Genomic DNA, 26,751 nt, shown 5'->3' with positions numbered 1-26,751 from the left:
CCGGGCGGGCGCAGCTCCACCTGTACCCGCCCGGCCCCAGGCCCCGGCCGTCTCGCGACGTCCGGACCTGCCGCCCTCGCCCTGCCACCCGCACAAGGAGGTGCCCAGCCATGAACACCCACCGCATCCGCGTCGGCATCGACGTGGGCGGAACCTTCACCGACGCCGTGGCCGTAGACGCCACGACCCTGAATCTGCTGGGGCAGGTGAAGGTTCCCACCAGCCACCATCACGAGGACGGCGTCGCCCACGGCATCGTCGAAGCTCTCGACCGTCTGCTGGAGCAGACCGGCCACACGCCCGAGGACGTGACGTTCCTCGCCCACGGCACCACACAGGCTACCAACGCCCTGCTGGAGGGCGACGTCGCCACCGTCGGTCTGATCGGCATCGGTGCAGGCCCGAGCGCCACGCTGACCCGCCGGCTGGCCGCGTTCCGCAAACTGGAGCTGACGCCCGGCAAGCGGCTGCCGCTCGCCTACGCGCATGTGGCCGACCCGGACGACGCGCCCGCCGTGCGCGCCGCGCTCGACGCGGTCGTGCGGGAGGGCGCCGAAGTCGTCGTCGCCAGCCAGCCGTTCAGCGTCGACCGTCCCGAGGGTGAGGACGCGGTCGTGGCCGCCGCCGAGGAGCGGGGGCTGCCGACGACCGCCGCGCACGACATCACGTCGCTGTACGGGCTCCACAAGCGGACCCGGACCGCCGTGGTGAACGCCGCGATCCTGCCGCGCATGCTCGCCACCGCCGATCTGGTCGACGCCTCCATCACCAAGGCGGGCGTGAGCGCACCGCTGATGGTGATGCGCTGCGACGGCGGGGTGATGTCGCTGGACGAGATGCGGCGCAGACCGCTGCTGACGGTGCTGTCCGGACCGGCGGCGGGCGTCGCCGGCGCGCTGATGCAGGAGCGCGTCAGCGAGGGTCTGTTCCTGGAGACCGGCGGCACCTCCACGGACATCAGCGTCGTGCGGCGGGGCAAGGTCGCCGTCCGGCACGCCACGATGCTCGGCCGGACGTCGTACCTCTCGGCGCTCGACGTGCGGACCGTCGGGGTCGGCGGCGGATCGATGGTCCGCGTCGACGGCGGCAGGGTCGTTGGTGTCGGGCCGCGCAGCGCGCACATCGCGGGGCTGCCGTACGCCTGTTTCGCGACCGAGGACGACCTGCGCGACGCGAAGGTCACCATGATCCGTCCGATGGCGGACGACCCGGCCGACTACGCGGTGCTCGACGCCGCCGGGGGCCGCTTCGCGATCACCATGACCTGTGCGGCGAACGCGCTGGGCCGGGTGCCGGAGGGGGACTTCGCCCGGTGCGACCCGGCGGTGGCGAAGGCCGCGATCACCCCGCTGGCCGCCGCGCTCGGCACCGATGTGGCCACGGCCGCGACCCGGCTCCTGGACGCGGGCACCGAGCAGGTGAGGTCCGTGGTCGAGGCGATGATGCGCGACTACCGGCTGGACAAGGACACCGCGCTGCTCGTCGGCGGGGGCGGCGGCGCGGCCTCCGTGACCCCGCATCTGGCGGCCGTCACCGGCCAGGAGGGCAGGATCGCCCGGCACAACGAGGTGATCAGCCCGATCGGCGTGGCGCTGGCCCTCATCCGGGAGCAGGTGGAGCGGATCATCCCGGGGGCGGGCCAGGAGCAGATCCTCGCCGTGCGCGCCGAGGCGGAGGCCGCCGTCGTCGCCCAGGGGGCCGCCGCCGACGGGGTGGAGGTGGAGGTCACGGTCGACCCGCAGACCAGCACCGTACGGGCCGTGGCGACCGGCGCCACCGAACTGCGCACCCAGGACCGTGCCCACCGGGCCGACGAGGCGGACCGGCTGCGCGCCGCAGCGACGAGCCTGCGGACCGATCCGGCCTCGGTGCGGGTGCTCGCGGGCACGCCGGCCCACACCGTGTACGGCACCGAGGTGCACCGTCGTTTCCGGGCGGACCGGCACCCGGTGCGGGTCGTGGACGCGGACGGCGTCGTACGGCTGCACGCGCCGGACGCCCGGGTGGAGACGACCACCGTGGGGCAGGCGCCCGAGGTCCTCGCGGGGCTGGTGAAGGAGGCCACGTCGTACGGTGACGGCGGGGTCCGCGCCCCGGCGCTGCGGCTGCTGCTCGGGTCCCGGATCGCGGATCTGTCCGGGGTGATCGACCCGGATCCGCTGCTGGCGCTGGCCCGCAGCGAACTGCGCGCCCGCGCCGCCGACGAACCGGTCGTCGCCGTGGTGGAGGTGCGCTCATGAGCGCGGCGCTGCTGGACCGGGCGGCGCTGGCGGCCATCTCGGCGCTGGAGGCCGACGACGACGTCGAGTTCGGCGTACGGCTGCTCGCGAACACGCCCACGCACGAGGGGCGCGACCCGGAGCTGCTGCGCCACTGGGCCCGTACGGCCGACGCGTTCGGTGCGGCGCTGCCGCCGGTCGCCGCGACGGCCCGGATCGTGGAGAGCGACGGCGGCCTCGCGAAGGGGCTCCTGGCCCGCTACACCTCCCGGCCGGTGCCCACCGTCGAGCTGTTCACCGACACCCTGGCCCTCGCCGAGGAGGTGATCGACCTGCTCGGCTGGCGGGACCGCTATCCGTCCGGGTCGGTCCGGGCGGCGGCGATCGCGCACGAGGCGGTGCACGAGCGGCTCCACCACGGTCCGGCGAAGAAGGCGCTCAAGCACGCCCTGAACCATGTGGTGCTGCGCGCCGGCCGGCACACCCTGTACGGCCATGTCGCGGGCGCCGACGAGATCGCCGCCCATGCCCATGCCCGCACGGTCTGCGGCCTGGGCCGCAGTCCGCTCCTGCTGACGGCCGCCCTGGCCACCGCGGCCGAACCTCGGCACGGGTCCGCACCCGGATCCCCGCACGGAAGAGAGAAGTAACGCCATGGGCGTCGTCATCCTTCTTGTCATGGCGGCCGGTGTCGCCGCGATGCTCACCCGCAAACTGCCCACCGCCTTCGCGCTCGTCATCCTGGCCGTCGTCATCGCGTTCGTCGCGGGCGCCCCGCTGACCGGCGAGAACAGTGTGCTGGACACGGTCCTCCAGGAGGGCGCTCCGGCCCTCGGCGCGACGATGATCGCGATCCTGCTGGGCTCCTGGCTGGGCAGGCTCCTGGACGAGACGGGGATCGCGGGCACCCTGGTGCGCAAGATCGTCGAGTTCGGCGGGGACCGGCCGGTGGTGGTCGCCCTCGGCGTGCTCGCCGTCTCCACCCTGGTCGGCACGGTCACCGGTTCGGCCCCCGCGGCGATGCTCGCCGGGATCATCGGCATCCCCGCCATGATCGCCGTCGGCATCCCCAAGGTCACGGCCGCCGGGACGATCCTGATGGGCATCGCCGCCGGCATGCCGTTCGAGCTGCCCATCTGGCAGTTCTTCTCCACCGCGCTGGAACTGCCCGTCGAGACCGTGCGCGGCTTCATGATCAAGCTGTTCCCGTTCGCACTGGCCGCCGCCGTCCTCTTCGTCCTCGTCGAGACGCGCAGGCGCGGAGTCGAGCACGCCTGGTCGCTCAAGTCGGCTTCCGCCCGACCCGTTTCGCGCCGCAAGCAGCTGGGCGACGCCCCGTGGTACGCGCTGCTCACCCCGGTCGTCCCGCTGGTCCTCGCCCTCGGCTTCGAGGTGGCGATCCTGCCGTCGATGCTGGCGGGCATCCTGTTCGCGCTCGTCACGACCACCCGGCCGCGCGAGATGAACAAGCGGCTGCTGCGGACGCTGTACGGCTCGTTCGAGGTCGCGGCCGCTCCGATCGTCCTGTTCATCGCCATCGGCATCCTGCTCGCCGCGGTGAAGCTGCCCGGTGCGGTGGAGTCGCTGGAACCGCTGGTCAAGGCCGTCAGCCCGCAGAACCCGGTGCTGTTCGTCCTGGTCTTCACACTGCTCGTGCCGCTCTGCCTGTACCGGGGGCCGCTGAACGTCTTCGGTCTCGGCGCGGGCATAGCGGGCGTCCTCATCGCCGCCGGCATCTACCCGGCCGTCGCGGTGCTGGGCCTGGCGACCTCGTACAACCAGGTCTTCGGGGTGTCGGACCCCACCAGCACGCAGACCGTGTGGAGCGCGCAGTACGCGGGGGTGACGCCGCAGCAGGTGATGCTGCGGACCCTGCCGTACGTCTGGGCCGTGGCGCTCGGCGGCTTCTGCGTCACCGCCGCCAGTTATCTGTGATCGCTCACCTCTTCGGGACGGAGAACGACATGACACAGCACGAGGACACTCCGGTCGCGGCCGCCGCGACCCACCCGGGCCGCCGCATCTTCCTGCGGGGCGCGATAGCCGGTACGGCGGCGGCCGCCGGTCTGATCGCCACCGGCGCGGGGGCGGGGAGCGCGGTCGCGGCTCCCGGCGGATTCCCGGACTACCGCCATCTCAAGCCGCTGCTGACGCCCTCCCGGCTGAAGTACAACCCGACGGGCGAGATCATCTTCCCGTGCATCCGGGGCGTGTACGACAAGCTGGCGAACCCGCTGGGCCGCTACTACCTCTACTACGCCCCGCACGACGCACCCGGTGGCATCTGCCTGGCCTACGGCGACTCGTTGGAGGGCCCGTTCACGGAGTACCCGGCGAACCCGCTGGTCTCCAACGACTGGCAGCCGCACTACAAGGTCAGTCACGTCTCCTCACCGCACGTCCTGTGGAACGAGGACGTCAAGGAGCTGTGGCTCTACTTCCACGGCGAGAACCACACGACCCGGCTCGCCCGGTCCAAGGACGGCATCACCTTCACGTACGACAGGACCGTGCTCACCAAGGACATGCTTCCGGCGGGCACCAGCGAGACGTCCTACGCGCGGGTGTTCCGGCACGACCTGCCCGCGCGCGGTGCGCGATACGTGATGCTGTTCATGGTCAACAACCAGTCCGACCACCGCGACATCGCCTGGGGCTGGTCGAAGGACGGCCGTGACTGGACCTTCGCCCAGCAGCCGCTGATCCGCCACTCCGACGTCGGCGTGAACAACCTCAGCGGCCCGCACCTGCTGACCCGGGGCGGCAGCACGTTCGTCGTCTATCACACCGGCAAGGAGAACGGCGGGAACATCCTGATCAGCGAGGTCGGCAACGACTTCTCCCGTCGCGACCACCTCGGCGTCCTCTACGACTCGGGCAGCGCGGCGCCGGAGAACGGCCGCGCCGCCTCGCCGAGCTTCGGCACGGACCGGGGCGTGCCGTACCTGGTCTACGAGGCGGGCGACCGGCTCGGGGGCTCGATCGCCGTCGCACGCGGCTGACGGCGGCCGGGGTGCGCCGCACGAGACCGGCGCACCCCGGCCCGTTCTCCCGCTTCCCGCCGCCGGCCATCCCGCCCGCGTACGTCGACGTGTGCTCCCCCGCCTCTCGCTCCCGCGCAGGGCCGCCGGCGAGCAGATCGCGGTGCTGCGGCGGGTGCTGGGCGGCCCTACCATCTGACGCCGAGCCGCTGCGGGCTGCGGGAGGTCGTCCCGGTCCGCCACGCGACCGTGTCCATGGGCGCGGCCAGGCGCAGGTCCGGGAAGCGGGCCGCCAGGCGGTGGAGGGCGAGCTGCAGCTCCGTGCGGGCCAGCCAGGCGCCGAGGCAGTAGTGGGGGCCGGCGCCGAAGGAGAGCGTGGGGGCCTCCATCGGGGCGAACAGGTCGTGGAGGGTGGCGGGCGGGAAGACCTCAGGGTCGCGATTGGCCATGCCGCAGTCGGCGAGCACGATCGCGCCCGCCGGGATCGTCACCCCGCCGATCTCGACGTCCTCGGCGGCGTGGCGGGTGCTGCCCCGGTCGTCGCCCAGCGGGACGAGGTGGATGAGGCGGTCCACGAGGCGTCCGGCGGCCTCCTCGTCGGCGCCGAGGCGGGGCCAGGTCTCGCGGCGTTCGCCCAGGAGGTAGAGCAGCGCGTTGCCGAGCATGGTCATCGTGCTGTCGTGGCCGCCGACGACCAGGCCGCACACCAGGCTGACCAACTGGGCCTCGGGGACGCCCCCTTCCTCGTCGGCCGCCGCGACCAGACTGCTGATCAGGTCCTCGCCCGGCGTCCGGCGCCGCTCCGTGAGGAGGTCCGCGCCGAACGCGCCGAACTCCTTGAGGACCGATGCCACCTGTTCGCCCTCGTGGGTGCCGTCGGAGAAGGCGTGTTCGCTCCAGTGCCGCATCCGGTCCCACGCGGACCCGTCGATCCCCATGAGGCGGCTGATCACCGCCACCGGCAGCGGGAGGGTGAACTCCGCCACGACGTCGACGGGTTGCTGTCGCGTCTCCAGTCGGTCGAGGAGCTCGTCCACTATCGCGGCGATCCACGGCCGCCAGCGGGCGACGGCCCTCGGGGTGAACGCACGCCGCAGGGTGCGGCGCAGCCGCAGATGGTCGGGGCCGTCCTGGTTGAACATCAGGTCGGGGTCGTTCACGAGGTCGGGTACGCCGGAGAGGGCGGGCGCGTCGGGGGCGTACAGCTGCGCCCGGCCGAACCGCGGATCGGATAGCACCTGGCGGACGTCGTCGTACCGGCTGACCAGCCAGGCGGGTCCACCGCCCGGCAGCTCGGCGGGGCGCGGTGGCCCGGACTCCTCGAAGAACAGGCGGTGCATCGGCTCCGGGGCTGGTTGCGTGGGGTCGATGGTGGTCAACGTGCCTCCTGGGCAGGGGCGTTCGATGGAGGGACGGCGCCTCGGTCAGAGTTCGACGAGCACCTTGCCCCGGTTGGCCGCCCGGTCGCCGTAAAGGCTGCCGTAGGCGGCGGGGATCCTGTCGAAGCCGTGGTGCAGGGTGTGGTCGCAGACGACCTCGCCGCGCCGGACGCGGCCGCCCAGGTCGGTGTGGAGGTCCTGCCAGTTCTGTTCGGTGAACCACTCCAGGGAGAAGATGCCCCGGACGGTGGCGCGCGGGAACATCAGGTAGGGCAGGAGCCGGGGGCCGGTGGACTCGTTGCCGACCTGGGTCGCCCACTGCCAGCACACCGCCACCTGGCTCCCGATGTTGAGCATGGGGAACACCGCGTCGGTGACCGAGCCGCCGAGATTGTCGAAGTACCGGTCGACGCCGTCGGGGGCGGCCTGTGCGAGTGCTTCCCGGACGGTGTCCGCGCCGTCCCCGTGGCGGTAGACGATCACGGCGTCGAACCCGAGCCCGGTGAGGTAGTCCGCCTTCTCCGGGGACGAGGTGGTGCCGATCACCCGGGCCCCGGAGAGCGCGGCGAGCTGGCCGACGAGGGCGCCCACCGAGCCGGAGGCCCCGCTGATGACGAGGGTCTCTCCGGCGCTGATCGTCATGTACTTGGTGAGGGTCCCCCAGGCGGTCATGCCGGGGCCGCCCATCACGCTGAGGGCGGTCGGCAGCGGCAGGGCGTCGTCGTACCACCGGGGGTCGAGCCTGCGGTAGGCGGGGAAGACCATGGGGAACGTGCCGGTCTGCCAGAGTTCGGGGACGCCGGTGCTGATCACATGGGTGCGCCAGCCGCCGAAGCCCTGTACGAGGTCGCCGACGCGGTGGGCGGCGCGCGGCCCCGCCTCCACCACCTCCATGATCGAGTCGGCGCCCATGTGCCGGCCGATCGGGGTGTCGAGGGCGATGCCCTGGAGGTAGGGGTCGACGGAGACGTACAGCGTGCGCAGGAGCATCTCGTCGGGGGCGAGCGTCACGTCGATGTTCTCGACGACCTTCTCGTAGACGCGGTCCACGTCGGGGACTCCTTCGACGTGTTCGCGGACCACCCATTTCGCGATCTTCATGGTTTCCTCTCCGTCGGTACGGCGGGGCGGACGGGCACGGGGATGACCCGGTGGGTCGGTGGTGGTGCGGTGAGGTCGAGCGACGCGGTGAAGGGCCGGTCGTCGTCGCGGCAGACGAACTGCATGACGTGGCGTCCGGCGGCGGCGGCCCGGATGAGGCCGCCGGTGGTGGCCCAGACGCCGGACTGGTAGAAGTCGCGCAGTCCGGGGAGCCCCGGGCCGTGCTTCTTGATCAGCTCTTCCAGGGTCTCGCCGCTCTCGACGAAGGGCTGCCAGCCGAGGACGGTCCCGTCGTAGTTGCCGGTGTAGCGGACCTGGGTGAGGGGGCTGGAGACGTCCCGGACGACGATCGCGTCCCGCAGGCCGGGATAGCGCTGTTCCAGGAAGCCGACGAGCGCCTCGCGGGCCCGCCGTTTCGCCGCGTAGTAGCCGCGCCCGTGCCGTACGGGCAGGGTGTGCAGCTCCTGGCCGCCGCGGGTGCGGGTGATCTGTTCGGGGCCCTCGTCCAGGGACCGCCAGGGGGCGATGTCGCAGAAGTAGGTGGCGTAGACGACGGTGGTGCCGTCCGGGGACAGTTCGGGGTAGTGGCGGCTGCGGAACTGGACGTTGATGCTGGGGTGGCGGATGCCGGTCAGTTCGGCGGCCGTCGCCCCGTCGAGGAGGTAGGTGGTGCAGGGGTCGCCTTCGGGGAAGGGGCGGGAGAGGCCGAGGAAGAGGGTGAAGTAGCCGGGGAAGACCATGCCGGGCTCGTGGATGGTCTCGGTGTAGAGCTTCCGGTAGTCCTCGCCCAGGTACTTGCCCTCCAGGAACTTCATGGTCGTGGTGTAGCCGTCGCAGGCCGACACGACGATGTCGGCGCGCAGCTCCCGACCGTCGCTGAGCCGGACGCCCACCGCCCGGTCGTCCTCGACGATCACCGTCTCGACCTTGGTGTTGTAGGAGACCTCGCCGCCGAGCCGGCGGTAGCGGGCCTCGATCGACTCGGCGAGGCCGAGGGAGCCGCCCTCGGGGACTCCGGCGGAGAGGTTGGCGTGCGAGGCGAGCTGGAAGTGGAAGGGCAGGACGGGGAAGGCCGGGTGCTTCTCGTAGAGGATGAAGTTGAAGGCCTGCCGCAGGAGGGGGTCCTTGAACTTCGCGGAGAAGTCGCTCATCAGGACGGTGATCGTGGTGCGGACCGAGTTGAAGTACGGCAGGAACGAGGCGAGCATCCGCCAGCGCTCCCGGCGTCCCATCAGTCCGACGGGCTTGAGGAAGGGGTAGACCGCGAGCGCCTTGCGGAAGCTGCGCAGTTGGGCGCAGAACTTCCGTACGAGGCGGGCGTCGGCGGGCGAGAGGTCGATGAGGTGGGCTTCGAGCCGGTCGGGGTCGGAGTAGAAGTGGACGGCGCGGCCGTCCGTGCCGCGCACGATGTTGAAGACGTCGAAGTGGCGGATCTCCTTGCCCTGGAGGGCGCCGAGCTCCAGCCAGATCTGGTGCATCTCGTTGCCGGGGCCGCTGCCCAGGAGCCAGCTGACGCAGGCGTCCAGGGTGAAGCCGCCGCGCTCCCAGGCGGTGCAGCAGCCACCGGGGATCTCGTGCATCTCCAGGATGCGGGTGCGGTAGCCGTTCATCTGGGCGTAGCAGCCGGTGGAGAGCCCGCCGAGACCGGCCCCGATGATGATCATCGTCTCCCGGGGCCGGCGGGCGCCGCCGGGCCGGGTTCCGTTCCTGTCGACGCTCATGAGCCCTCGCTCTCCCGTGCGGACCACCGGTCGAGCTGGGGCAGGTGTCCCAGCTTCCCGGAGTGCCAGGGTTCGGCGCCCTTGCTCTCCCAGGCCCGGAATTCCAGGCCCAGTTCCTGGCAGAGGTACTGGACGGCGAAGCGGCCGGTGGAGGCGGCGCGGATCAGGCCGCCCATGCCGACCCACTGTCCGGCCATGGAGAAGCCGCTCAGTCCGGGCAGTCGCATCCGGTCCCTGCCGACGAGGCGCGCCGCGACGTCGTCGGCGTCGGAGAACGCCTTCCAGGCGAGGATGGAGCCACCGAGGTTGCCGGTGTAGCGGTGGGTGGTGGCGGGCGTGGCGACCTCGACGATGTCGATGCGCTCCGCGATGCCGGGGGTGCGGCGTTCCAGGAAGTCGCGGACGAAGTGGGCTACTTCGCGCTTGCGCCGGCGGTACTCCTTGCGGTCCCTGGTGCGCAGGTCCTTCCAGTGGGCGTAGTCGCTGAAGTAGGTGCAGTGCAGGACGGAGTGGCCCGGCGGTGCGAAGCCGCCGGAGTAGCGGGAGCGTGCCTGCACGACGAGGCTGTCCTGGAGGGCCCCGGGGAGGTGGGCCGCGTCGTCCGGGCCGAGGAGGTGTGTGGTGCTGTGCGCCTCCTCGGGTTCCAGGTCGCCGCGCAGGCCGACGAAGGCGGAGACGACGGCGGGGAAGAGGGTGCCGGGTCGGTGGAGGAGGTCGGTGTAGAGCTTGTCGATCCGGGGGCCGGTGTAGCGACCGCCCAGGAGTCCGTAGACGGTGGTGTGGCCGTCGCAGGCGGAGACCACGTGTTCGGCGAAGTACCTTTTCCCGTTGCGGAGTTCGATGCCGATCGCCCGGTCGTCCTCGACCAGGATCTGTTCGGTGCGAGCCCGGTAGGTGATCGTTCCGCCCAGGCTCTTGTAGCGCTCCTCGACGGAGCGGGCGAGGCCGAGCGAACCGCCCTGCGGGAAGCCCGCGTTGCCGTGGTGGGCGGCCGCCATGTTGAAGAGATACGGCAGCATCGGGAAGCCCTCGGGGTCCTGGAAGAAGATGTTGCGGAACGCCTTGCGCAGCAACGGGTCCTGGAACCGGTCGGCGAACACGTGCATCGGGGTGGCGGCGGTCCGCCAGAACAGCCGGAACGCGGGGAGCACCGTGCGCAGGGTCTGGGCGCGTTCCCGTACCGTCCGCAGCGCGGGCGCGGTCAGGAACGGGTACAGCTCGATGTCGATGAAGCGCCGCAGGTCCCGGGTGAAGGCCCGGATGAGCGGGGCGTCGACGGGTGAGACCTCCAGGAGGTGGGCCTCCAGGCGGTCGGGGTCGTTGTAGAACGTCACCGACCGGCCCGAGGCGTCCTCGACCTTGTTGAACAGCTCGAAGTTGGTGACCGTCTTTCCGTCGAGCGCGCCGAGTTCGCTCCACACCCGGTGGGCGTCGTTGCCCGGGGCGGTGCCGATGAGCCACTCGATGCAGTAGTCGAAGAGGTACCCGTCGCGGGACCAGGCGGTGCAGCAGCCGCCGGGCAGCACGTGCTTCTCGAAGATGCGGGTCCTGGCTCCGCTCATCTGCGCGTAGACGCCGGTGGAGAGGCCGGCCACCCCCGCGCCGACGACGATGACGCGGGGCGGGGTGCCCGGGGTGCGTTCCCTGCTGGTCCAGTCGGTGGGGTCGTCATCCGCCATGGGCCGCGTCTCCCCTCAGGACGGAGCGCACCAGCTCGGCGTTGCGGGGCAGGTGTTTGGCGTCGAGCATGTCGGCGTGGACGCCGGAGCCGCGCAGTACGGCGGTGGCGCCGGTGGAGCTGCCGTGCCAGGTGCCGTGCTCCCCGGCGGCGTAGAGGGCGGCCTTCTCCTCGTCGGTGATCACGCTGACCGTCGCGGCGACCGTGCCGGTGTTGGGGGTGCGCCCGCAGAAGGCGAGGTATTCGGCGGCGTGGGCGAGGGTCTCGTGGGCGACGGCCTCGGAGCCGGTGTGCTTGCGTACGTGGTCGGCGAGTTCGCTCTCGAAGGCGGCGATGCCCGAGGCGTCCGGTTCGTAGGCGGCGAGGATGCGGCGGGAGTCGAGGATGACGACGTGGTCGACGTGGCGGCCGCGCCTCTCCAGTTCCTTGGCCGTCTCGAAGGCGAGGTTGCCGCCGAGGGAGTAGCCCAGGAGCAGGTAGGGGCCGTCGGGCCGGGTGGCCTCGATGAGGTCGGCGTACCGGGTGACCTTGTCGTCGCCGGGGAGGTAGTTGAAGCCGGTGACGGTGTAGTCGGGGAGTTGTGCGGCCAGGCCCCGGTAGACGAGCCCGTGGCCGCCGGCGGGCGGGAAGCAGAAGAGGGCGGGGGCCTGTCCGGCGTTGAAGGTGAGGCTGGGCAGTTCGTCGGCGGTGGTGCCGAGCAGGACGTCCTCCACGGTGGCGGCCATGCCGTGCAGGGTGGTGACCTGGTAGAGCCTGCTGACGGGGACGCCGACGCCGAACTCGGTGCGCAGGTGGTGGAGGAGTTCGATGAGCTTGATCGAGCTGCCGCCGAGTTCGAAGAAGTCGTCCTCCAGGCCGATCTGTTCGCGCCCGAGCAGGGTCTTCCAGTGGCGGGCGACGCTGACCTCGTACAGCGTCACGGGTTCCTCGTGCGGCCGGTCCCGCTCCTCGGCCCGGGGGGCGGGCAGGGCGGCCCTGTCGACCTTGCCGTTGGCCGTCAGCGGCAGCGCGGGCAGCTCGGTGAAGTGGGACGGGATCATGTACGAGGGCAGCGAGCGCGCCAGGTGGCGGCGCAGGGCCCGGACGTCGAGGGCCGCGCCGGGCGCCGGTACGCAGTAGGCGCAGAGCGCCGCGTCTCCCCCGGTGTCGGTGCGTACGGTGACGACGGCCCGGGCGAGCGGGGGCCACTGGGCGAGCTGTGCCTCGATCTCGCCGATCTCGATGCGGTGGCCGCGCAGTTTGACCTGGCCGTCGGTGCGGCCGAGCAGGTGGACGCGGCCGTACGCGTCCCAGCGGGCGATGTCGCCGGTGCGGTAGAGCCGTTCGGGCCGGGCGCCGGCGGTCCGGCCGAGCGCCCGGGTGACGAAGCGTTCCTCGGTCTGCTCGGGGTCTCCGGCGTAGCCGAGGGCGACGCCGTCGCCGCCGATCCAGAGTTCGCCGGGCACACCGGGCGGGACGGGTTCGCCGTGGGCGTCGAGGACATGGAGGGTGCTGTTGGGCAGGGGCCGGCCGATCGGGACCATCGCGCCGGGCTCCAGGTCGTCGACGGGCCCCTCGAAGTACGCGCTGTCGATGGTGGCCTCGGTGAGGCCGTAGGAGTTGACGAGGCGGGTCCCGGGTCCGCAGAGCCCGGCCAGTCGGCGGTACTCCCCCACGCTCCAGGCGTCCGAGCCGACCACCAGCAGCCGCAGGAAGTCCAGCCGCAGCCCTTCCCGTGCGCAGTGGTCCATCAGGCCGCGGACGACGGCGGGCACGAACTCCGCGCAGTCGACCCGCTCCTGACGCATCGTGCGGTAGAGCCGGGTCGTGTCGAAGAGGAGGTCGCGGTCGGCCAGGACGAGAGTGCCGCCCGAGCAGAGGGCGCGCACCAGGTCGCCGGTGAACACGTCGAAGGATGGTTCGGCCATCTGGAGGTGCGTCCGCACGTCGGTCTCCAGCCGGTACTCCTGGCGCCACGCGGCGTGGGCGGAGGCGAGGTTCCGGTGGCTGACACGGACGGCTTTGGGGCGGCCGGTGGATCCGGAGGTGGTGATGACGTACGCGGGCGAGTCGGGGCCGGCCTCGGCCGCCGGTCCTTCCGGGTGCGGTGCGGTGCGCCCGAGCGCGGCGAGGGTGAGCGTCGGGACGGTCAGGGCCCCGGTCTGCTCCGGCGTGGCGTCGTCCGCGACGACGACGAGTGCCGCGCCGGTGGTCGTCACGAGGTGGGCGAGCCGGTCGGCGGGCTGGTCGGGCCGGAGCGGGAGGTAGGCGGCGCCGGCCCTGAGCACGCCGAGCAGGGCGGCGATCAGCTCGGGCGACTTGTCCAGGCACAGCACGACCACCGAGCCCTCGCCGACGCCGAGCGCCCGCAACCGGGCGGCGGTGTCGGCCGCCTGCCGGTCCAGCTCCGCGTAGGTCAGCCGGTGCGCCCCGCCGTGCGCGGTGGGCATGGTGACGGCGACGGCCGCGGGGTGCTCGGCGGCGATGCGGCCGATCAGCGTCTGGACCGGGGTGAACGGCTCCTCCCCGGGTCCGGCGGACGGCAGGGCCGGGCGGCTCCACTCCCCGACGATCCGTTCCCGCTCCCGGTCGCCGAGCATCTCCAGCCGGGAGGCGGGCTGTTCGCCCGGCACCCGGGTCATGCGGTCGAGGAGCCGGGTGTAGTGGGCGGCCATGCGGCGCATGGTCTCGGGGAGGAAGAGGTCGGTGTTGTACTTGAACACGCAGTGGAAGCGGCCCTCGGCCTCGTCCTCGTAGGCGGACAGCGTTATGTCGAACTGCCCTTCCTCCTCGGGGAGTTCGATGTACTCCAGTCGGTAGCCGTACTGCTGGGCGGCCACCTTGTGGGTGAGGAGGATGAACATCGCCTGGAAGACGGCGGAGCGGCTGGGGTCGTGCTGGAGGCCCAGCTCCTCGACGAGGAGGACGAAGGGGTACTCCTGGTTGTCCAGCCCGCCGAGAACGGTCCGGCGGACCTGTTGCAGCAGTTCGGCGACGGTCGGATCCTCGGACAGGTCGGCGTGCAGGGGCAGCGGGTTGACGAAGTAGCCGTAGACGGAGGCGAAGTCCTGCCGGGTGCGGCCGGTGACGGGGCTGCCGACGACGATGTGGTCCTGCCCGGAGTAGCGGTGCAGCAGGAGGTAGTAGGCGCTCAGCAGCACCATGAACGGCGTGACGCCGTGGGCGCGGGCGAGGGCGTGGACGCGGGCGCTGAGGGCGTCGTCCAGGACGAAGAACTCGGAGGCCCCGTTGTGGGTCTGGACCGCCGGGCGCGGCTTGTCGACGGGCAGGTCCAGGAGCGGGACCTCGGCCGGCAGGTGGCTGCGCCAGTAGTCGAGCATGCCCGCCGCCCCGGGCCCGGACAGGAAGGCGTTCTGCTGGTTGAGGAAGTCGAGGTAGCGGGCCTCGACCGGTGGGAGCCGGTGTTCCTGGTTGCGGCGCAACGCCTCGTAGACGGCGAGGAGTTCCTCGATGAAGGTGAAGGTGGAGATGGCGTCGGAGACGATGTGGTGGACGGCCTTCATGATGATCCAGCGGTCCGGGCCCCGCTTGAAGAGCCGGAAGCGGACCAGTGGGTCGTGGGCGAGGTCGTAGGGCTTGCGGTACTCCTGGACGATCGTCGCGTGGATGGACTCCCAGTCCTCGCCCTGGACGTCGAAGAGGGCGAGGTCGGTCGCCGCGTTCTCGGAGACCCGCTGCACGGCCTGCCCGTCCACCAGGAGGAAGTTGGTGCGGAGCGCGGGGTGCCGGGCGATGAGCCGGCGGACGGCCTCGAACATCAGGTCCGGTTCGAGCGCGACGTTCACCTCGACGGCCCCGCCGATGTTGTACGCGTAGCCGTCGGGGTTGAGGTGCTTGAGGAACCAGAGCGCTTTCTGGTTCTGCGTCAGCGGGTACTGCCGTTCGTCGCTGTGGAGTTCCACCGCGCCCGGGGTTCCGCCGGGGGTGTCGGCCGAGGCCAGGGCGGTGAGGCCGTCGTGGAGCTGGGCGGCGAGTTCCCCGGCCGGGGTGCCGCTGAGCAGGGCGACCACGGGCAGGGCGACACCGAGTTCGGCGTGGATCCGGGCCCGTAGCTCCATGGCGAGGAGCGAGTCGAGTCCGAGTTCGCCGAGTCCGGTGGCGGGGTCGATGCGGTCCGTGCCGGTGCGCAGCACGGTGGCGGCGAGCGCGGCGAACCGCTCGGCGACGAGGGCGCGGCGGGTCTCCTCGTCGGCGGCGCTGAAGGTGTCGAGGAATCCGTTGCCCGAGGCGGCGTCCGCCGGCGGGGCGGCGGCTGCCGCGAGGTCGACGACCAGCGGCGGCGGCGACGGGTACCAGGCGAGGAAGACGGGCCAGTCGACGACGGTGGCGACGACCAGTTGGGCGTGGTCCTGAGCGATGACGCGTTCCAGGACGGCCATCCCGGCGTCCGGGGACAGCGAGCTCATGCCGCGGCTGTGCAGGTAGTGGTCGACCAGGCCGAGTTCCTCGATCATTCCGGTGGCCCAGGGGCCCCAGTCCAGGCTGAGCGCGGGCAGTCCCTGGGCGCGGCGGTGGTGGGCGAGGGCGTCCAGGAAGGCGTTGCCGGCGGCGTAGTTGGTCTGGCCTGCCGTGGTCAGCAGCGAGGCGATCGAGGCGAAGAGCACGAAGTGTTCGAGGGGTTCGTCCCGCAGGTGCCGGTGCAGGAGGTGGGCGCCGACGGTCTTGGGGTCGTGGACGGCGTCGAAGGCGGCCCGGTCCAGGTCGGCGACGAGCGTGTCGCGGACCTGTCCCGCGAGGTGGAACACCCCGCGTACGGGTGGCGCTCCGCTGTGCCGGTGGGCGTCGAGCCAGCCGGCCAGGGCGTCCTCGTCGGTGATGTCGAGGGTCGCGAGGACGGGCTGCGCGCCGAGCGCCTCCAGCTCGCGGAGCAGGGCGACGGCCCGGCCCTCGGCGGTGGCGGGGTCGGTGCCGGCCCATTTCTCCCGGGCCGGGACGGGGGTGCGCCCGACCAGGATGATCCGGCGGGCCCCGCGGCGTACGAGGGTGCGGCACAGCAGCCGTCCGAGCGCGCCGAACGCACCGGTGACCAGATAGCTTCCGTCGGTCCGCAGTCGCAGCGGCAGCGGCCGGGTCAGGCCCTCTGCGGGGCGGAGGCGGCTGGTGCGGCGGCCGCCGTCGCGCAGGGCGATCTCCTCCTCGTCGTCGCTGAGGACCTCGCCGAGGAGCGCTTCGGCCTCGGCCCGGTCACCGTCGGGGCCCGGCTGCCGTCGGGGGTCGAGGTCGATGAGTTTGCCGGGGTGTTCGACCAGTTCCTGGTGCCGCAGCACGCGGCCGATGCCCCAGGCGGGTGCTCCGAGGGGTTCGGGCCCCTCGCCGGGCAGGGCGGGCTGGGCTCCTCGGGTGACGATGTGCAGGCGGCCTCCGTCGCCCCGGGCGAGCAGGAGCCGGGCGAGGGCGATCAGTGAGTAGGCGCCCGCGCCGGTGTGGTCGGTCAGTGAGGTCCGGTCGCACGCGGCGAGGGCGGGCGCGTCGAGGTTCCACAGGTGCAGGACGGCCCCGCGGAAGGGGCCCCCGTCGCGGTCCAGGTCGGCGAGGAGCCGGCGCAGATCGCTGTCGGATCCGGGGTCGACGGTGAACGTGGCGCCGTCGCCGGACGCGGTGTAGGCCGCGCCCCGGCGCACCAGGCGGCAGCGTTCGCCCCGGGCGGCGGCCAGGGCGGCGAAGGCGTCCGCGACGCCCCCGGTGTCGGCGAGGACCAGCCAGTCGTGGTCGCGTGCCGCTGTCGCGGGCGCCGGCCGGCGATCGGCTCCGCACCCCGTCGGCCCGCCGCGTACGTCACCGTCGTTCACGTCGCTGTCGATCACGTCGCTGTCGTTCACGTCCGACGGCCGGGCGCGGGCGTCCTCGGTGGGCAGCGGCGGGCAGTCGGTCCAGACGGGTTCGGCGAGCCAGGAGTCGATCGTGGTCCGGGCGACGGCGGTGGCGGCCTTCTCCACGTCGGCGGCGCGGAAGCCGAGGACGCGGCCGAGCGTCGTTCCGTCGTCGGCGTACAGGGCGATGTTGCCGAGGGTGGTGTCGGCGTCGCCGGGGAGCAGGGTGGCGTGGGCCCAGAACGGCTGGTCGCCGATGGGTTCGAGGGCGACCTCGTCCAGGGAGAGCGGCAGCCTGATCCCGGTGACCGGTGCGGGGTCCTCGGGGGTCAGCGGGATCAGCGGAGTCAGGAGCGTCTGGAAGCAGGCGTCGAGGAGGACGGGGTGCAGGTGGTGGCCGGCGGCGTCGTCGCCGATCGCCCGGGGCGGGCGGATCCGGGCGAGGACCTCTCCGGCGCCGATCCAGACCTCCTCGATGGCCTGGAAGGCGGGGCCGTAGTGGTAGCCGAGGGCGGCCAGAGCGGCGTAGCAGTCGGGGCCTTCGAGGCGGCGGAGGGACCTGGCCCGGATGGCGGGGGCGTCGAGCGGCGGGGCGGTGCGGCGGCGTTGCCCGGTGCGGACGATCCCGCCGGCGTGCACGGCCCGTTCCCCGTCGTCCCCGGCCGGGGAGGCGATGGTGAAGGCGGCGTTCTCCAGGGAGAGCGACACCTCCACGGTCCGGTCCTCGCCGTCGGGCAGGAAGAGGGCCTTGCGCAGATCGACGTCGGCCAGGACGGCGGTGGTGCCGCCGGTGAGCCGCAGGACGGCCTGGGCGGCCATTTCCAGATAGCCGGCGGCGGGGAAGACCACGGTGTCCTGGATGCGGTGGTCGGCGAGGTAGGGCAGGTCCTCGGTGTCCAGGCGGGCCTGCCAGGTGGGCTCCGTACGGTCGGTGCGGCGGCCCAGGAGGGGGTGGTCGCGGTGGCCCAGGCGGACCTGGGCGACCGGCCGGGGTTCGGTCCAGTGGCGGTCGCGCCGGAAGGGGTGGCGGGGCAGGGTGACCGGCCGGCCGGCCGGCTGGAGGACGCCCCAGTCGATGGTGACGCCCAGGTTGTGGAGCGAGCCGAGGGAGGCGGCGAAGCGCTCGCCCTCGTTCTCCCGGCGGCGGATCGAGGGCAGGGTGAGTCCGCTCGTACCGCCCGCGTCCAGGCATTCGCGGATCGCGTGGCCGAGGACCGGGTGCGGGCCGATCTCCAGGAACACCTGGTGGCCGTCGTCGGCGATGCGGTCGACGGCGGAGCGGAAGCGCACCCGCTCACGGACGTTCTTCCACCAGTACGCGGCGTCCAGTTCCTCGCCCCGGGCGGTCCCCTCGACGCCGGTGAGATACAGCGGCACCTGGGCCGCGCGCGGCTCCAACGGGGCCAGTTCCGCGAGCAGTTCGTCCTTGATCCGCTCCATGACGACGCTGTGGTACGGCACTTCGACGGTGAGGAACTTCGCGAACTGCTGCTCGGCCCGCAACTCCTCGGCCAGCAGCGTCAGCGCGGCCTCGTCCCCGGCCAGGGTGATCGCGGTGGGGCTGTTGACGGCGGCGATGGAGACCCGGTCGCTGTAGGGGCGTACCCGGCGCTCCGCCTCGTCCTCCGAGAGGCTGACGGCGAGCATGGCGCCGGTGCCGGCCAGGGTCTGCTGGAGACGGCTGCGGTGCACGACGATCCTGGCCGCGTCTCTCAGGGAGTAGACGCCCGCCGCGTGGAAGGCCGCGATCTCACCGGTGCTGTGGCCGACCACGGCGTCAGGGCGCACTCCGTGGGACCGCCACAGGGCAGCAAGTCCCACCTGCACGGCGAAGTTCGCGGGTTGGGCGAGCCAGGTCTCCCCCATCCGGGAGACGGACTCGTCGGCGGTCATCTCCTCGATCAGGGACCAGCCGGCGAACTCCCGCAGCGCCCGGTCGCACGCGGTGACGGCGTCGCGGAAGACCGGCTCCTCCTCCAGCAGTTGGCGGCCCATGCCCCACCACTGGGGCCCCATGCCGGTGAAGACCCACACCAGCCGCCGGTCGGCGGCGTCCCGGGCGCGGCCGTGGACGACCCGGGGGTGGGCCTCGCCGCGCTCGTGGGCGGCGAGGGCCTCGTCGAGGGAGGCGCGCGAGGTATAGGCGACGGACAGCCGCTCGGGGAGGTGCTGGCGGCGGTGGGCCAGGGTGTGGCCGAGGTCGTCGAGGGCCACGGCCGGGCCGTCGTCGCCCGCCAGCTCGCCGCGGATCCCGGCCGCCATCTCCGCCAGGGCGTCGGGGTTGCGGGCGCTGAGGGGCAGGATGCTCCAGCTTCGCCCGGCGGGCGCGTCGGACGCGTCGGACGCGTCGGGGCGGATGTCCGGCGGGGGCTCGGGTGCCTCCTCCAGGACGACGTGGGCGTTGGTGCCGCCGAAGCCGAAGGAGTTGACCCCGGCGCGGGCGGGCCCTTCGTGTTCGGGCCAGGCGGTGGGCCGGGTGGGGATCTCGTAGGGGAGGGTCGCCGGGTCGATGGCGGGGTTGAGGTTCTCCAGGTTGATGTGAGGCGGGATCGTGCGGTGCTTGATGCTCAGGACGGTCTTGATCAGCCCGGCGATCCCGGCGGCGGATTCGGTGTGGCCGATGTTCGTCTTGACCGAGCCGACGTAGGCACGGGCGCCCGGGGCCCGTCCGATGGCCAGCGCGCGGGCCAGGGCGTTCGCCTCGATCGGGTCGCCCACCGGGGTCGAGGTGCCGTGCGCCTCCATGTACTGGAGCGCCCCGGGGGTGATGCCGGCCTCGGCGCAGACCCGGCGGATGAGGTCGACCTGCGCGTCGGGGTTGGGCACGGTGATGCCGTTGGTGTGGCCGTCCTGGTTGACGCCGCTGCCGAGGATCACGGCGTGGATCCGGTCCCCGTCCCGTACGGCGTCGTCCAGCCGCTTCAGCGCGACCAGGCCGACGCCCTCGGCCCGTACGTAGCCGTCGGCGGCGGCGTCGAACGTACGGGAGCGGCCCTCGGGCGACAGGAACCCGCCCTTCGTCTCCGCGACGGTGTACTGCGGGGCCATGTGCAGCAGGGTGCCGCCGGCCAGCGCGAGGTCGCTCTCGCCGTTGTTCAGCGCCTGGCACGCCAGGTGGACGGCGACCAGGGAGGAGCTGCACGCGGTGTCGATGGACAGGCTGGGGCCCCGGAAGTCGAAGCAGTACGAGATGCGGTTCGACACCATCGTCATCATGGTCCCGGTCGCGGTGTGGGCGGCCAGCGAGGTGAAGCCCAGGTCGGCGAACTGCAGGATCTTGTAGTCCAGGGTGAACGCGCCGACGTAGACGGCGACGTTGCCTCCGGCGAGGTCGGCGGGCCGCTGGCCGCCGTCCTCCAGCGCCTCCCAGGCCACTTCGAGCAGTTTGCGCTGCTGCGGGTCCATGTGGTCGGCCTCGCGGGGGCTGATGCCGAAGAACGCGGGGTCGAACTCGTCGAAGCCGTCGATGTATCCGCCGCGGCCGCCGACGAGGCGTCCGGGTTTGTCGCGGAACCGGCTGCCGAGCGTGCTGACGTCGTACCGGTCGGGCGGTGTGGGCGTGATGCAGTCCTTGCCCTCCACCAGATTGCGCCAGTACGTACGGTGGTCCGAGGCGCCGCCGGGCAGGCGGCAGCCCATCCCGATGATCGCCACCTTGTCCCGTAACGCCCGGTTGTTCGCGTCGGCCATGTCGAACTCCTCAAGTCGTGGTGGAGCAAGTCGTGGTGGAGCGTCGGGAGGGGGCGGCGGTCACTCCGGCCCGGGGCCCGGTGCCGGTCGGCGTCGCCAGGGATGTGTGAGGGCGGCGAGGATCTCGCCGGTGCCGGGGAAGGACGTGGGATCGTGCAGGCCCACGGCGGCGGGCTCGCGGCCGGGGTACCAGGTGAAGCTGCCGAAGAGGTGGTCCCAGCACGACAGGTCGGAGCCGTAGTGTCCGGCTTCGGACAGATCGGTGCTGTGGTGCAGACGGTGCTGCTCGGGACTGGCCAGCAGATGGTTGAGCCGTCCGATGCGGACATCGATGTTGGCGTGGACGAAGTAGCCCTGGGCGGCGACGAAGAGTCCGACCACCAGCACCGCGGGGCGGGAGAATCCGACGAATGCCAGCGTCAGCTGGACGAGGCTCTGCGCCAGGACGATGTCCAGCACGTGGTTGACCCCGTTGTTGGCGACGTTGACCTTCTCCGGCACGTGATGCACTCCGTGCAGCCGCCAGAGCAGGGCGTTCCGGTGACCCAGCCGGTGCACCGCATAGCTGACGAGAGATCCGGCGAGGAGCGCGCCCGGGATCTCGATCCAGAGGTGGCGGGCCGATTCCGCCGGCGAGATCAGGCCGACGGCCAGCGCGACCAGGAGTTGCGCCAGTCCGCTTCCGACCATGGTGAGGAGGAAGTAGATGCCGTACCAGCGCCATTCGGCCTTTCCGGGGTGCCAGTTCCGGTCATAAGGAATCAGCCGTTCCAGGAGAGCCAGATAAGCGATGGCCCCGATCAGGAAAAGCGAACTGACCCAGGCCGGATCCCACTGCAGCCACAATGCGGCCACACCCACGGATACGACCGCGAGGAGGAGAACCGGGTACGCAGCGGCGCGAAGAAGCCGAGTCGAGGAATTACCGGCCGGCCCCTTCCGGTCGGCCGAATAGTCGGCCGAATAGATTCCGCCATCGGCGGAGTGCTCGCGCTCGTCCATCCGTGACCCTCCACAAGTGACAGTGACGGGGAGAGAGACCATCGCATCGCATCAGAGCAGGCCAGAGCACCCCTGGAACAGGACAGGAAACCCCGGACGGCGACCATGGCCCCCGCGCTGGCGACTTTCAGACACCCGACCCCGATGAAATTCGGCCGTGGCGTGAACTGATGCCCCCGACCCCATCAGCCCAGATCATCTATTTCCCGTTCCCACCGCTTTAATCACGACCGACTCGCAGAAATCATCCGGCACTTTTATCCAGGACGGGAATGCGAGAAGGATCGCACAACCGAGGCGAGTTCATTTGTGCGAGCAATTATTTCGTAGGATCATCGCGCCGTTTGAGTACGGCGCATTCCGGTGCGCCGGGAGACGCTGCCCCACGCTCGGGCGCGCATTCGGTCAGGGAGCGGAGCGCCCGCGCGAAACCAACTCTCCCGAAAGCGCCCCCCGATGCAGGACCCCGGAGCGGGGCTCCTGACGAGGCCCCTCCGGAGGGCTCCCACTCCTTCCGCCGGAGGACACCGCCCTGCGATGATCACAGCGAGATCCGGCAGTACATCAGCGATTCGAGGAGCCTCCTTGTCGTACGACGTCGGCGCGGTGCGCGCGCAGTTCCCTGCCCTGCGGTCCGGTACGGCGCACTTCGACGGGCCGGGCGGCACACAGACTCCGGCCTCCGTCATCGCCGCGATCGGCGAGGCGATGAGCGGTCCCCTGTCGAACCGGGGCGGCGCCCTGCCCGGGGAGGTGAACGCGGAGGAGATCGTCCGCGGGTTCCGGCAGGCGATGGCGGATCTGCTGGGCGCGGACCCGGGCGGGATCGTGTTCGGCCGCAGCGCCACCCAGCTCACGTACGACTTCTCGCGCACCCTGTCCGGGACCTGGAGCCCGGGGGACGAGGTGGTGGTCAGCCGGCTGGACCACGATGCCAACATCCGGCCGTGGGTGCAGGCGGCCGAGCGGGCGGGGGCGGTGGTGCGCTGGGCCGACTTCGATCCGTCGACCGGCGAGCTTTCCCCCGAGGCCGTCGGCGCGCAGATCACCGGGCGGACCCGGCTGGTCGCGGTGACCGGCGCCTCCAACCTCATCGGCACCCGGCCCGACATCCCGGCCATCGCCCGACTCGCCCACGGGGCCGGCGCCCTGCTGTACGTGGACGGGGTCCATCTGACGGCCCACCACCCGGTGGACGTGGAGCGGCTCGGGGCGGACTTCTTCGTCTGCTCCCCGTACAAGTTCTTCGGACCCCATCACGGGGTGCTCGCCGCCCGGCCCGAACTGCTCGGCAGCCTTCGCCCGGACAAGCTGGCGCCGTCCACCGACGCCGTGCCGGAACGTTTCGAACTCGGCACTCTGCCCTACGAGTCGATGGCGGGGACCCGCGCGGCGGTGGACTTCCTCGCGGGCCTGGGGGCCGGCGCGGATGCGGCGGGCGGGCGTCGCGAGCGGCTGCGTTCGGCGTACGCGGCGATCGACACCCACGAGACGGAGCTGCGGGAGAGCATCGAGAAGACGGTGGGCGAACTGGGCGGGGTGACGGTCCACTCCCGTGCCGCCGAACGCACCCCCACCCTGCTGCTCACCTTCGAGGGCCGGGACGCGGCGGACGCCTACCGCTTCCTCGCCCGCTCCGGGGTGCACGCACCCGCCGGTTCCTTCTACGCCCTGGAGGCCTCCCGCCATCTGGGGCTCGGCGACAGCGGCGGCCTGCGCGTCGGACTCTGCGCGTACAACGACACGGACGACGTGGAGCGCCTTCTGACGGGGCTGTCGGACTGGCTGAGCTGACGGCGGGGGCCACGGCTACGGTGACGCCGGGGTCGCAACCCCGGTTGCGACCCGGGTGACGGCCCCGGGTCACCGCGCACCGAGTGTGGCCAGGGCGTCCACCGCGTCGGCGAGCCCGGACGGGTGCCGGGTCCCCGGGGGCTGCCGCCCGGCCCAACCGGGCCCGGCGGTGAAGACGACAGGCCGTCTGCGCGCGCCTCGTACGCCCCACTCGATCGCCTCCACCCGGGCCGCGAGCGCGCGGCTCGCCGTGCCGTGCGACTGCGCCCAGAGCACCACCGCGGCGGGTCCGGTGCGCCGGACCGCCTGCTCCAGCGCCTCGACGGGCAGGGCGGCGCCGAACATGCGGACCGGCAGTCCATGCCGGGTGAGCGTGGCGGAGAGCGCCTCCAGGGCCAGCGTGTGGGTCTCACCGGGTACGCAGGCCAGCAGGGACAGGCCCGCACCGGGGACGGGAGACCCGGCGGCACGGACACCGCGCAGCGCGCCGGAGATGTGCCAGGACAGCAGGTGCTCGACCTCGATGTACCGCTCCCCCGCGGTCTCCCACTTGCGGCCCACCGCGTGCAGCGCCGGCGCCATCACCTCGTCCCACGCGGCGGGCAGCCCGTAGCGGTCGAGGACCTCCGTGAGCAGTTCCTCCATGGCCGGCGCGTCCAGCCGGAGCGCCGCCCGGGCCAGGCCCCGGCATTCCCGGCGGGCGCTGCCGAGCGGAAGCGCCCCGGGGGCCCGGGATGCGGGCCCGCACGGTGGCGGGGCCGTGGCCCGGGACGCTCCGGCCAGGACGGTACGAGCCGCCTCGGCCGGCGGCAGGCCCGCGCTCGTCAGGCGGCACATGTTCCGCAGAGCGGCGATGTCGGCCCCGGTCCAGCGACGGTGCCGGCCGCCCTCCCGTGCGGCCGGGCCGATGCCGTAACGGCGGTCCCACGAGCGCAGCGTCGTCGGCGCGACACCCAGGAGGCGGGCCACCGCACCCGTGGTCAGCCCTCCGTCGGCCGCCGCTCGCGGGGGCCGACCGCCCGTGCGGTGACCCTCGGGTCCCATCACCGCGTCCGCCACGGGGTCCATCACGGGTTCCACCACTGGGTCCACGAATCCCACCATACGACGCAAAACCGATGCATGTTGCCCGGCCTGCCGTCGCGCGGTTCGCTGGAGACATCGGGGCCCTGCTCGATGCCCTCACCCATCACACGTCGCCCCGCCCCGACCGCGGCAGGACGGACAGGAGACGGCCATGAAACTGAGCGACGAACTCCCCGTCGATCATCGGCTGGCGAAGGTGTACCGGATCGGCGCGGGTCTCTGCGGCACCATCCTGCTGGTCTTCGGCATTCTCGGCTTCACGAGTCGACTGAGCTTCTTCGACACCAGCGGCGATCACATCGCCGGACTGTCGACCAACGGTCTGCTGAGCCTGATCTCGGTGGTCGTCGGCGTGCTGCTGATCGCCGGGGCCGTGGTGGGCGGAAACATCGCGTCCACCTTGAACATGACGATCGGCGCGCTCTTCCTGCTGAGCGGCTTCGGCCACCTCTTCATCCTGGACCGGGCCGCGAACATCCTGGACTTCGGGATGCCGAACGTCGTCTTCAGCTTCGTGATGGGGCTGTTGATCCTCACGTTCGGCATGTACGGACGGGTGACGGGCGGCCTGCCGCACGACAATCCGTACTGGCGCCGCCGCCACCCGGAGCAGGCGGACCGCGAGGCCGCCGCCGCCCGCAGAAGCGCGGTGGCGGGCGGACAGCTCGGGCGGAGTGGCGCTCAGACCTTGCGGTAGCGGGCGTTGACCCAGGAGAACGCCCCGAAGGCAATCAGTCCGAGGGCGATGACCACGAGGAGCCACGGGCCGACGGGGGTTTCGGTGAAGGAGCGCAGGGTGTCGTCCATGCCCTTGGACTCGTCCGGCTGATGCTTGATCGCGGCGGCCACCGCGAATCCGCCCGCCGTGGCGAACACGATGCCGCGCGCCGTACCGCCGAAGACTCCGGTGAAGTCGACCGCCTGCCGGACCCGCTTGGACATCTCGGACATCTTCAGGTGCTTGTGGTACTTCCGCAGGAGCGCCCGCACCGCGATCCAGACACCGGCGCAGACCACGCCCACGCCCGCGATCCCGACGATCCACTGGCCTCCGGTCCAGCCGAGCGCCTTGGCGGTGATGTCCTTCGACTGCTGGTCCGACGACCCGCTCCCGCTGCCCGAGTCACCGGCGGCGAAGGCCAGTACGGAGTAGGCGACGAACCCGTAGAAGACGGCACGGCCCGCCGCCATGGCCCGCTTGGTCGGCTTGCGGCCGTCGGGTCCGGCCGCTCCGAACAGGGCCTCGGACAGCCGCCAGAGCGCCATTCCCACCAGGGCGATGCCCAGCACCCACAGCAGGATCTTCCCGAAGGGCTTCTCCGCTATCTCGCCGATCGCGCCGCCCCGGTCGGCCTGTTCTCCACCGCCTCCGGACAGCCCGATCCGCAGGGCGAGGACGCCCACGAGGACGTAGATCACCCCGCGGGCCACGAAGCCCGCACGGGCTCCCGCCTCCATCGCGGTGCTGTTCGCGGCTCTCTTCGCCTGGCCGCGTCCCTGCGCTGTTACTGAACGGGTATTCATGTATCCCGGTTGCCCCGGTCCGATGGATCGATGTCATGAGCGCATCGGAACGTGACTATCGACGCAGAAACGACGCGGCGGGCGGTGCGGGCGGAGGAGCGTCAGCGTGGGTGAGAAGGAGAAGACCCACCTCGCCCGCCGGAGGAGACATCATGACGATCACCCGTCCGCAGCGCACCGCGGCGGCCGCCGCGGCACTGGTCCTTCCCGCCTCTCTGGCGTTCCTCGCTCCGCAGGCCCGGGCCGAGGCGCCCGCCGAACCGTACGGCCCCGCCTGCTCCTCCGTACCGAAGGAGGGCGCGGGCAGCCTGGAAGGCATGGCGAAGGACCCGGTCGCCACCGCCGCGTCGAACAACCCCGAACTCTCCACCCTCGTCAGCGCGGTGAAGAAGGCAGGCCTGGTCGACACGCTCAACAACGCGAAGGACATCACGGTGTTCGCGCCGACCAACGCCGCCTTCGAGAAGATCCCGCAGGCCGATCTGGAGGCGCTCCTCAACGACAAGGCCGAGCTCACCAAGGTGCTGACGTACCACGTGGTGGGCGAGAAGGTCACGACCCAGCAGATGGAGGACGGCACCTTCAAGACGCTGGAGGGCAGCGACCTCACGACGAAGGGCTCGGGCACCGAGTTCACGGTGAACGACTCCTCGAAGATCGTCTGCGGCAATGTGCCGACGGCCAACGCCACGGTGAATCTGGTCGACACCGTGCTCATGCCGCCGTCCCAGTGAGGGCGGTCGCGCCGCAGCCCTCCGCGCGTCCG

General features: G+C 72.0%; 15 protein-coding genes. 7 read left to right on the top strand and 8 right to left on the bottom strand.

The features are described 5' to 3' along the window. Positions 1 to 110: 110 nt before the first annotated feature. The 4 genes from IE272_RS13905 to IE272_RS13890 are packed head-to-tail and all read left to right on the top strand — an operon-like array spanning position 111 to position 5,221. Entirely contained in the window at positions 111 to 2,240 is a 2,130-nt protein-coding gene (locus IE272_RS13905; RefSeq protein WP_190006950.1) for a hydantoinase/oxoprolinase family protein, read from the top strand. Next, positions 2,237 to 2,869, top strand: coding sequence for a hypothetical protein (locus IE272_RS13900; RefSeq protein WP_190006949.1), 633 nt, complete (start codon positions 2,237 to 2,239; stop codon positions 2,867 to 2,869). The genes IE272_RS13905 and IE272_RS13900 overlap by 4 nt, the downstream gene beginning before the upstream one ends. Before the next feature lie 4 nt (positions 2,870 to 2,873). Further along, positions 2,874 to 4,154, top strand: a complete 1,281-nt coding sequence (locus IE272_RS13895; protein WP_050361959.1) for a TRAP transporter large permease — start codon at positions 2,874 to 2,876, stop codon at positions 4,152 to 4,154. Positions 4,155 to 4,183: 29 nt separating this feature from the next. Beyond that, positions 4,184 to 5,221, top strand: coding sequence for a glycoside hydrolase family protein (locus tag IE272_RS13890; RefSeq protein ID WP_050361960.1), 1,038 nt, complete (start codon positions 4,184 to 4,186; stop codon positions 5,219 to 5,221). Positions 5,222 to 5,388: 167 nt separating this feature from the next. Here IE272_RS13890 and IE272_RS13885 read toward each other — a convergent pair whose 3' ends face one another. From IE272_RS13885 to IE272_RS13860, 6 genes are read right to left on the bottom strand one after another with little or no spacing between them, the layout of a single operon-like run. Next, the gene (locus IE272_RS13885; RefSeq protein WP_057667107.1) at positions 5,389 to 6,579 is read right to left on the bottom strand and encodes a cytochrome P450; all 1,191 of its coding nucleotides are present in this window, start codon (positions 6,577 to 6,579) and stop codon (positions 5,389 to 5,391) included. Between the two features lie 45 nt (positions 6,580 to 6,624). Beyond that, positions 6,625 to 7,680 (bottom strand): MDR family NADP-dependent oxidoreductase, encoded by a 1,056-nt coding sequence (locus IE272_RS13880; protein ID WP_190006948.1) that lies wholly within the window; start codon positions 7,678 to 7,680, stop codon positions 6,625 to 6,627. Beyond that, positions 7,677 to 9,401 (bottom strand): phytoene desaturase family protein, encoded by a 1,725-nt coding sequence (locus IE272_RS13875; protein ID WP_190006947.1) that lies wholly within the window; start codon positions 9,399 to 9,401, stop codon positions 7,677 to 7,679. Before IE272_RS13875 ends, IE272_RS13880 begins: the two co-directional genes overlap by 4 nt. Further along, positions 9,398 to 11,080 carry a phytoene desaturase family protein gene (locus IE272_RS13870; RefSeq protein WP_073959483.1) on the bottom strand — a complete coding sequence of 561 codons (1,683 nt, stop codon included), beginning with the start codon at positions 11,078 to 11,080 and terminating at the stop codon, positions 9,398 to 9,400. Before IE272_RS13870 ends, IE272_RS13875 begins: the two co-directional genes overlap by 4 nt. Continuing rightward, complete coding sequence (locus IE272_RS13865) at positions 11,070 to 20,579, bottom strand: non-ribosomal peptide synthetase/type I polyketide synthase (RefSeq protein WP_190006946.1); 9,510 nt, start codon at positions 20,577 to 20,579, stop codon at positions 11,070 to 11,072. Before IE272_RS13865 ends, IE272_RS13870 begins: the two co-directional genes overlap by 11 nt. A 60-nt stretch (positions 20,580 to 20,639) precedes the next feature. Next, complete coding sequence (locus tag IE272_RS13860; protein ID WP_056705356.1) at positions 20,640 to 21,581, bottom strand: sterol desaturase family protein; 942 nt, start codon at positions 21,579 to 21,581, stop codon at positions 20,640 to 20,642. 585 nt (positions 21,582 to 22,166) lie between these two features. Here IE272_RS13860 and IE272_RS13855 point away from each other — a divergent pair. Then, positions 22,167 to 23,375 carry a cysteine desulfurase-like protein gene (locus tag IE272_RS13855; protein WP_190006945.1) on the top strand — a complete coding sequence of 403 codons (1,209 nt, stop codon included), beginning with the start codon at positions 22,167 to 22,169 and terminating at the stop codon, positions 23,373 to 23,375. Between the two features lie 69 nt (positions 23,376 to 23,444). On the opposite strand, the gene IE272_RS13850 is transcribed toward IE272_RS13855, so the two are convergent. After that, positions 23,445 to 24,419 carry a MerR family transcriptional regulator gene (locus tag IE272_RS13850; RefSeq protein ID WP_190006995.1) on the bottom strand — a complete coding sequence of 325 codons (975 nt, stop codon included), beginning with the start codon at positions 24,417 to 24,419 and terminating at the stop codon, positions 23,445 to 23,447. Between the two features lie 193 nt (positions 24,420 to 24,612). Between IE272_RS13850 and IE272_RS13845 the strand changes: the two genes are divergently transcribed. Then, entirely contained in the window at positions 24,613 to 25,158 is a 546-nt protein-coding gene (locus IE272_RS13845) for a DUF4383 domain-containing protein (protein WP_056705363.1), read from the top strand. Here the strand turns inward: IE272_RS13845 and IE272_RS13840 are convergent. Beyond that, a complete protein-coding gene (locus IE272_RS13840; protein WP_179890783.1) occupies positions 25,143 to 25,985 on the bottom strand; it encodes a DUF1206 domain-containing protein in 843 nt (280 codons plus the stop codon). The genes IE272_RS13845 and IE272_RS13840 overlap by 16 nt on opposite strands. Positions 25,986 to 26,137: 152 nt before the next feature. Here IE272_RS13840 and IE272_RS13835 point away from each other — a divergent pair, with 152 nt between their 5' ends. Further along, entirely contained in the window at positions 26,138 to 26,719 is a 582-nt protein-coding gene (locus IE272_RS13835; protein WP_050361969.1) for a fasciclin domain-containing protein, read from the top strand. The last annotated feature ends 32 nt before the right edge of the window (positions 26,720 to 26,751 follow it).

The sequence above is a fragment of the Streptomyces anulatus genome, assembly GCF_014650675.1.
Classification (GTDB): domain Bacteria; phylum Actinomycetota; class Actinomycetes; order Streptomycetales; family Streptomycetaceae; genus Streptomyces; species Streptomyces anulatus.
Note: the sequence above shows the minus strand (reverse complement) of the source record. Positions and strands in the feature narration are given on the sequence as shown.

Excerpts from the sequence above, each read along its gene's own strand:
- IE272_RS13860 (WP_056705356.1), bottom strand. The coding sequence starts at position 21,581 with ATGGACGAGCGCGAGCACTCCGCCGATGGCGGAATCTATTCGGCCGAC.
- IE272_RS13875 (WP_190006947.1), bottom strand. The coding sequence starts at position 9,401 with ATGAGCGTCGACAGGAACGGAACCCGGCCCGGCGGCGCCCGCCGGCCC.
- IE272_RS13880 (WP_190006948.1), bottom strand. The coding sequence starts at position 7,680 with ATGAAGATCGCGAAATGGGTGGTCCGCGAACACGTCGAAGGAGTCCCC.
- IE272_RS13865 (WP_190006946.1), bottom strand. The coding sequence starts at position 20,579 with ATGGCCGACGCGAACAACCGGGCGTTACGGGACAAGGTGGCGATCATC.
- IE272_RS13900 (WP_190006949.1), top strand. The coding sequence starts at position 2,237 with ATGAGCGCGGCGCTGCTGGACCGGGCGGCGCTGGCGGCCATCTCGGCG.
- IE272_RS13840 (WP_179890783.1), bottom strand. The coding sequence starts at position 25,985 with ATGAATACCCGTTCAGTAACAGCGCAGGGACGCGGCCAGGCGAAGAGA.
- IE272_RS13845 (WP_056705363.1), top strand. The coding sequence starts at position 24,613 with ATGAAACTGAGCGACGAACTCCCCGTCGATCATCGGCTGGCGAAGGTG.
- IE272_RS13890 (WP_050361960.1), top strand. The coding sequence starts at position 4,184 with ATGACACAGCACGAGGACACTCCGGTCGCGGCCGCCGCGACCCACCCG.
- IE272_RS13905 (WP_190006950.1), top strand. The coding sequence starts at position 111 with ATGAACACCCACCGCATCCGCGTCGGCATCGACGTGGGCGGAACCTTC.
- IE272_RS13835 (WP_050361969.1), top strand. The coding sequence starts at position 26,138 with ATGACGATCACCCGTCCGCAGCGCACCGCGGCGGCCGCCGCGGCACTG.
- IE272_RS13850 (WP_190006995.1), bottom strand. The coding sequence starts at position 24,419 with ATGGGACCCGAGGGTCACCGCACGGGCGGTCGGCCCCCGCGAGCGGCG.
- IE272_RS13895 (WP_050361959.1), top strand. The coding sequence starts at position 2,874 with ATGGGCGTCGTCATCCTTCTTGTCATGGCGGCCGGTGTCGCCGCGATG.
- IE272_RS13870 (WP_073959483.1), bottom strand. The coding sequence starts at position 11,080 with ATGGCGGATGACGACCCCACCGACTGGACCAGCAGGGAACGCACCCCG.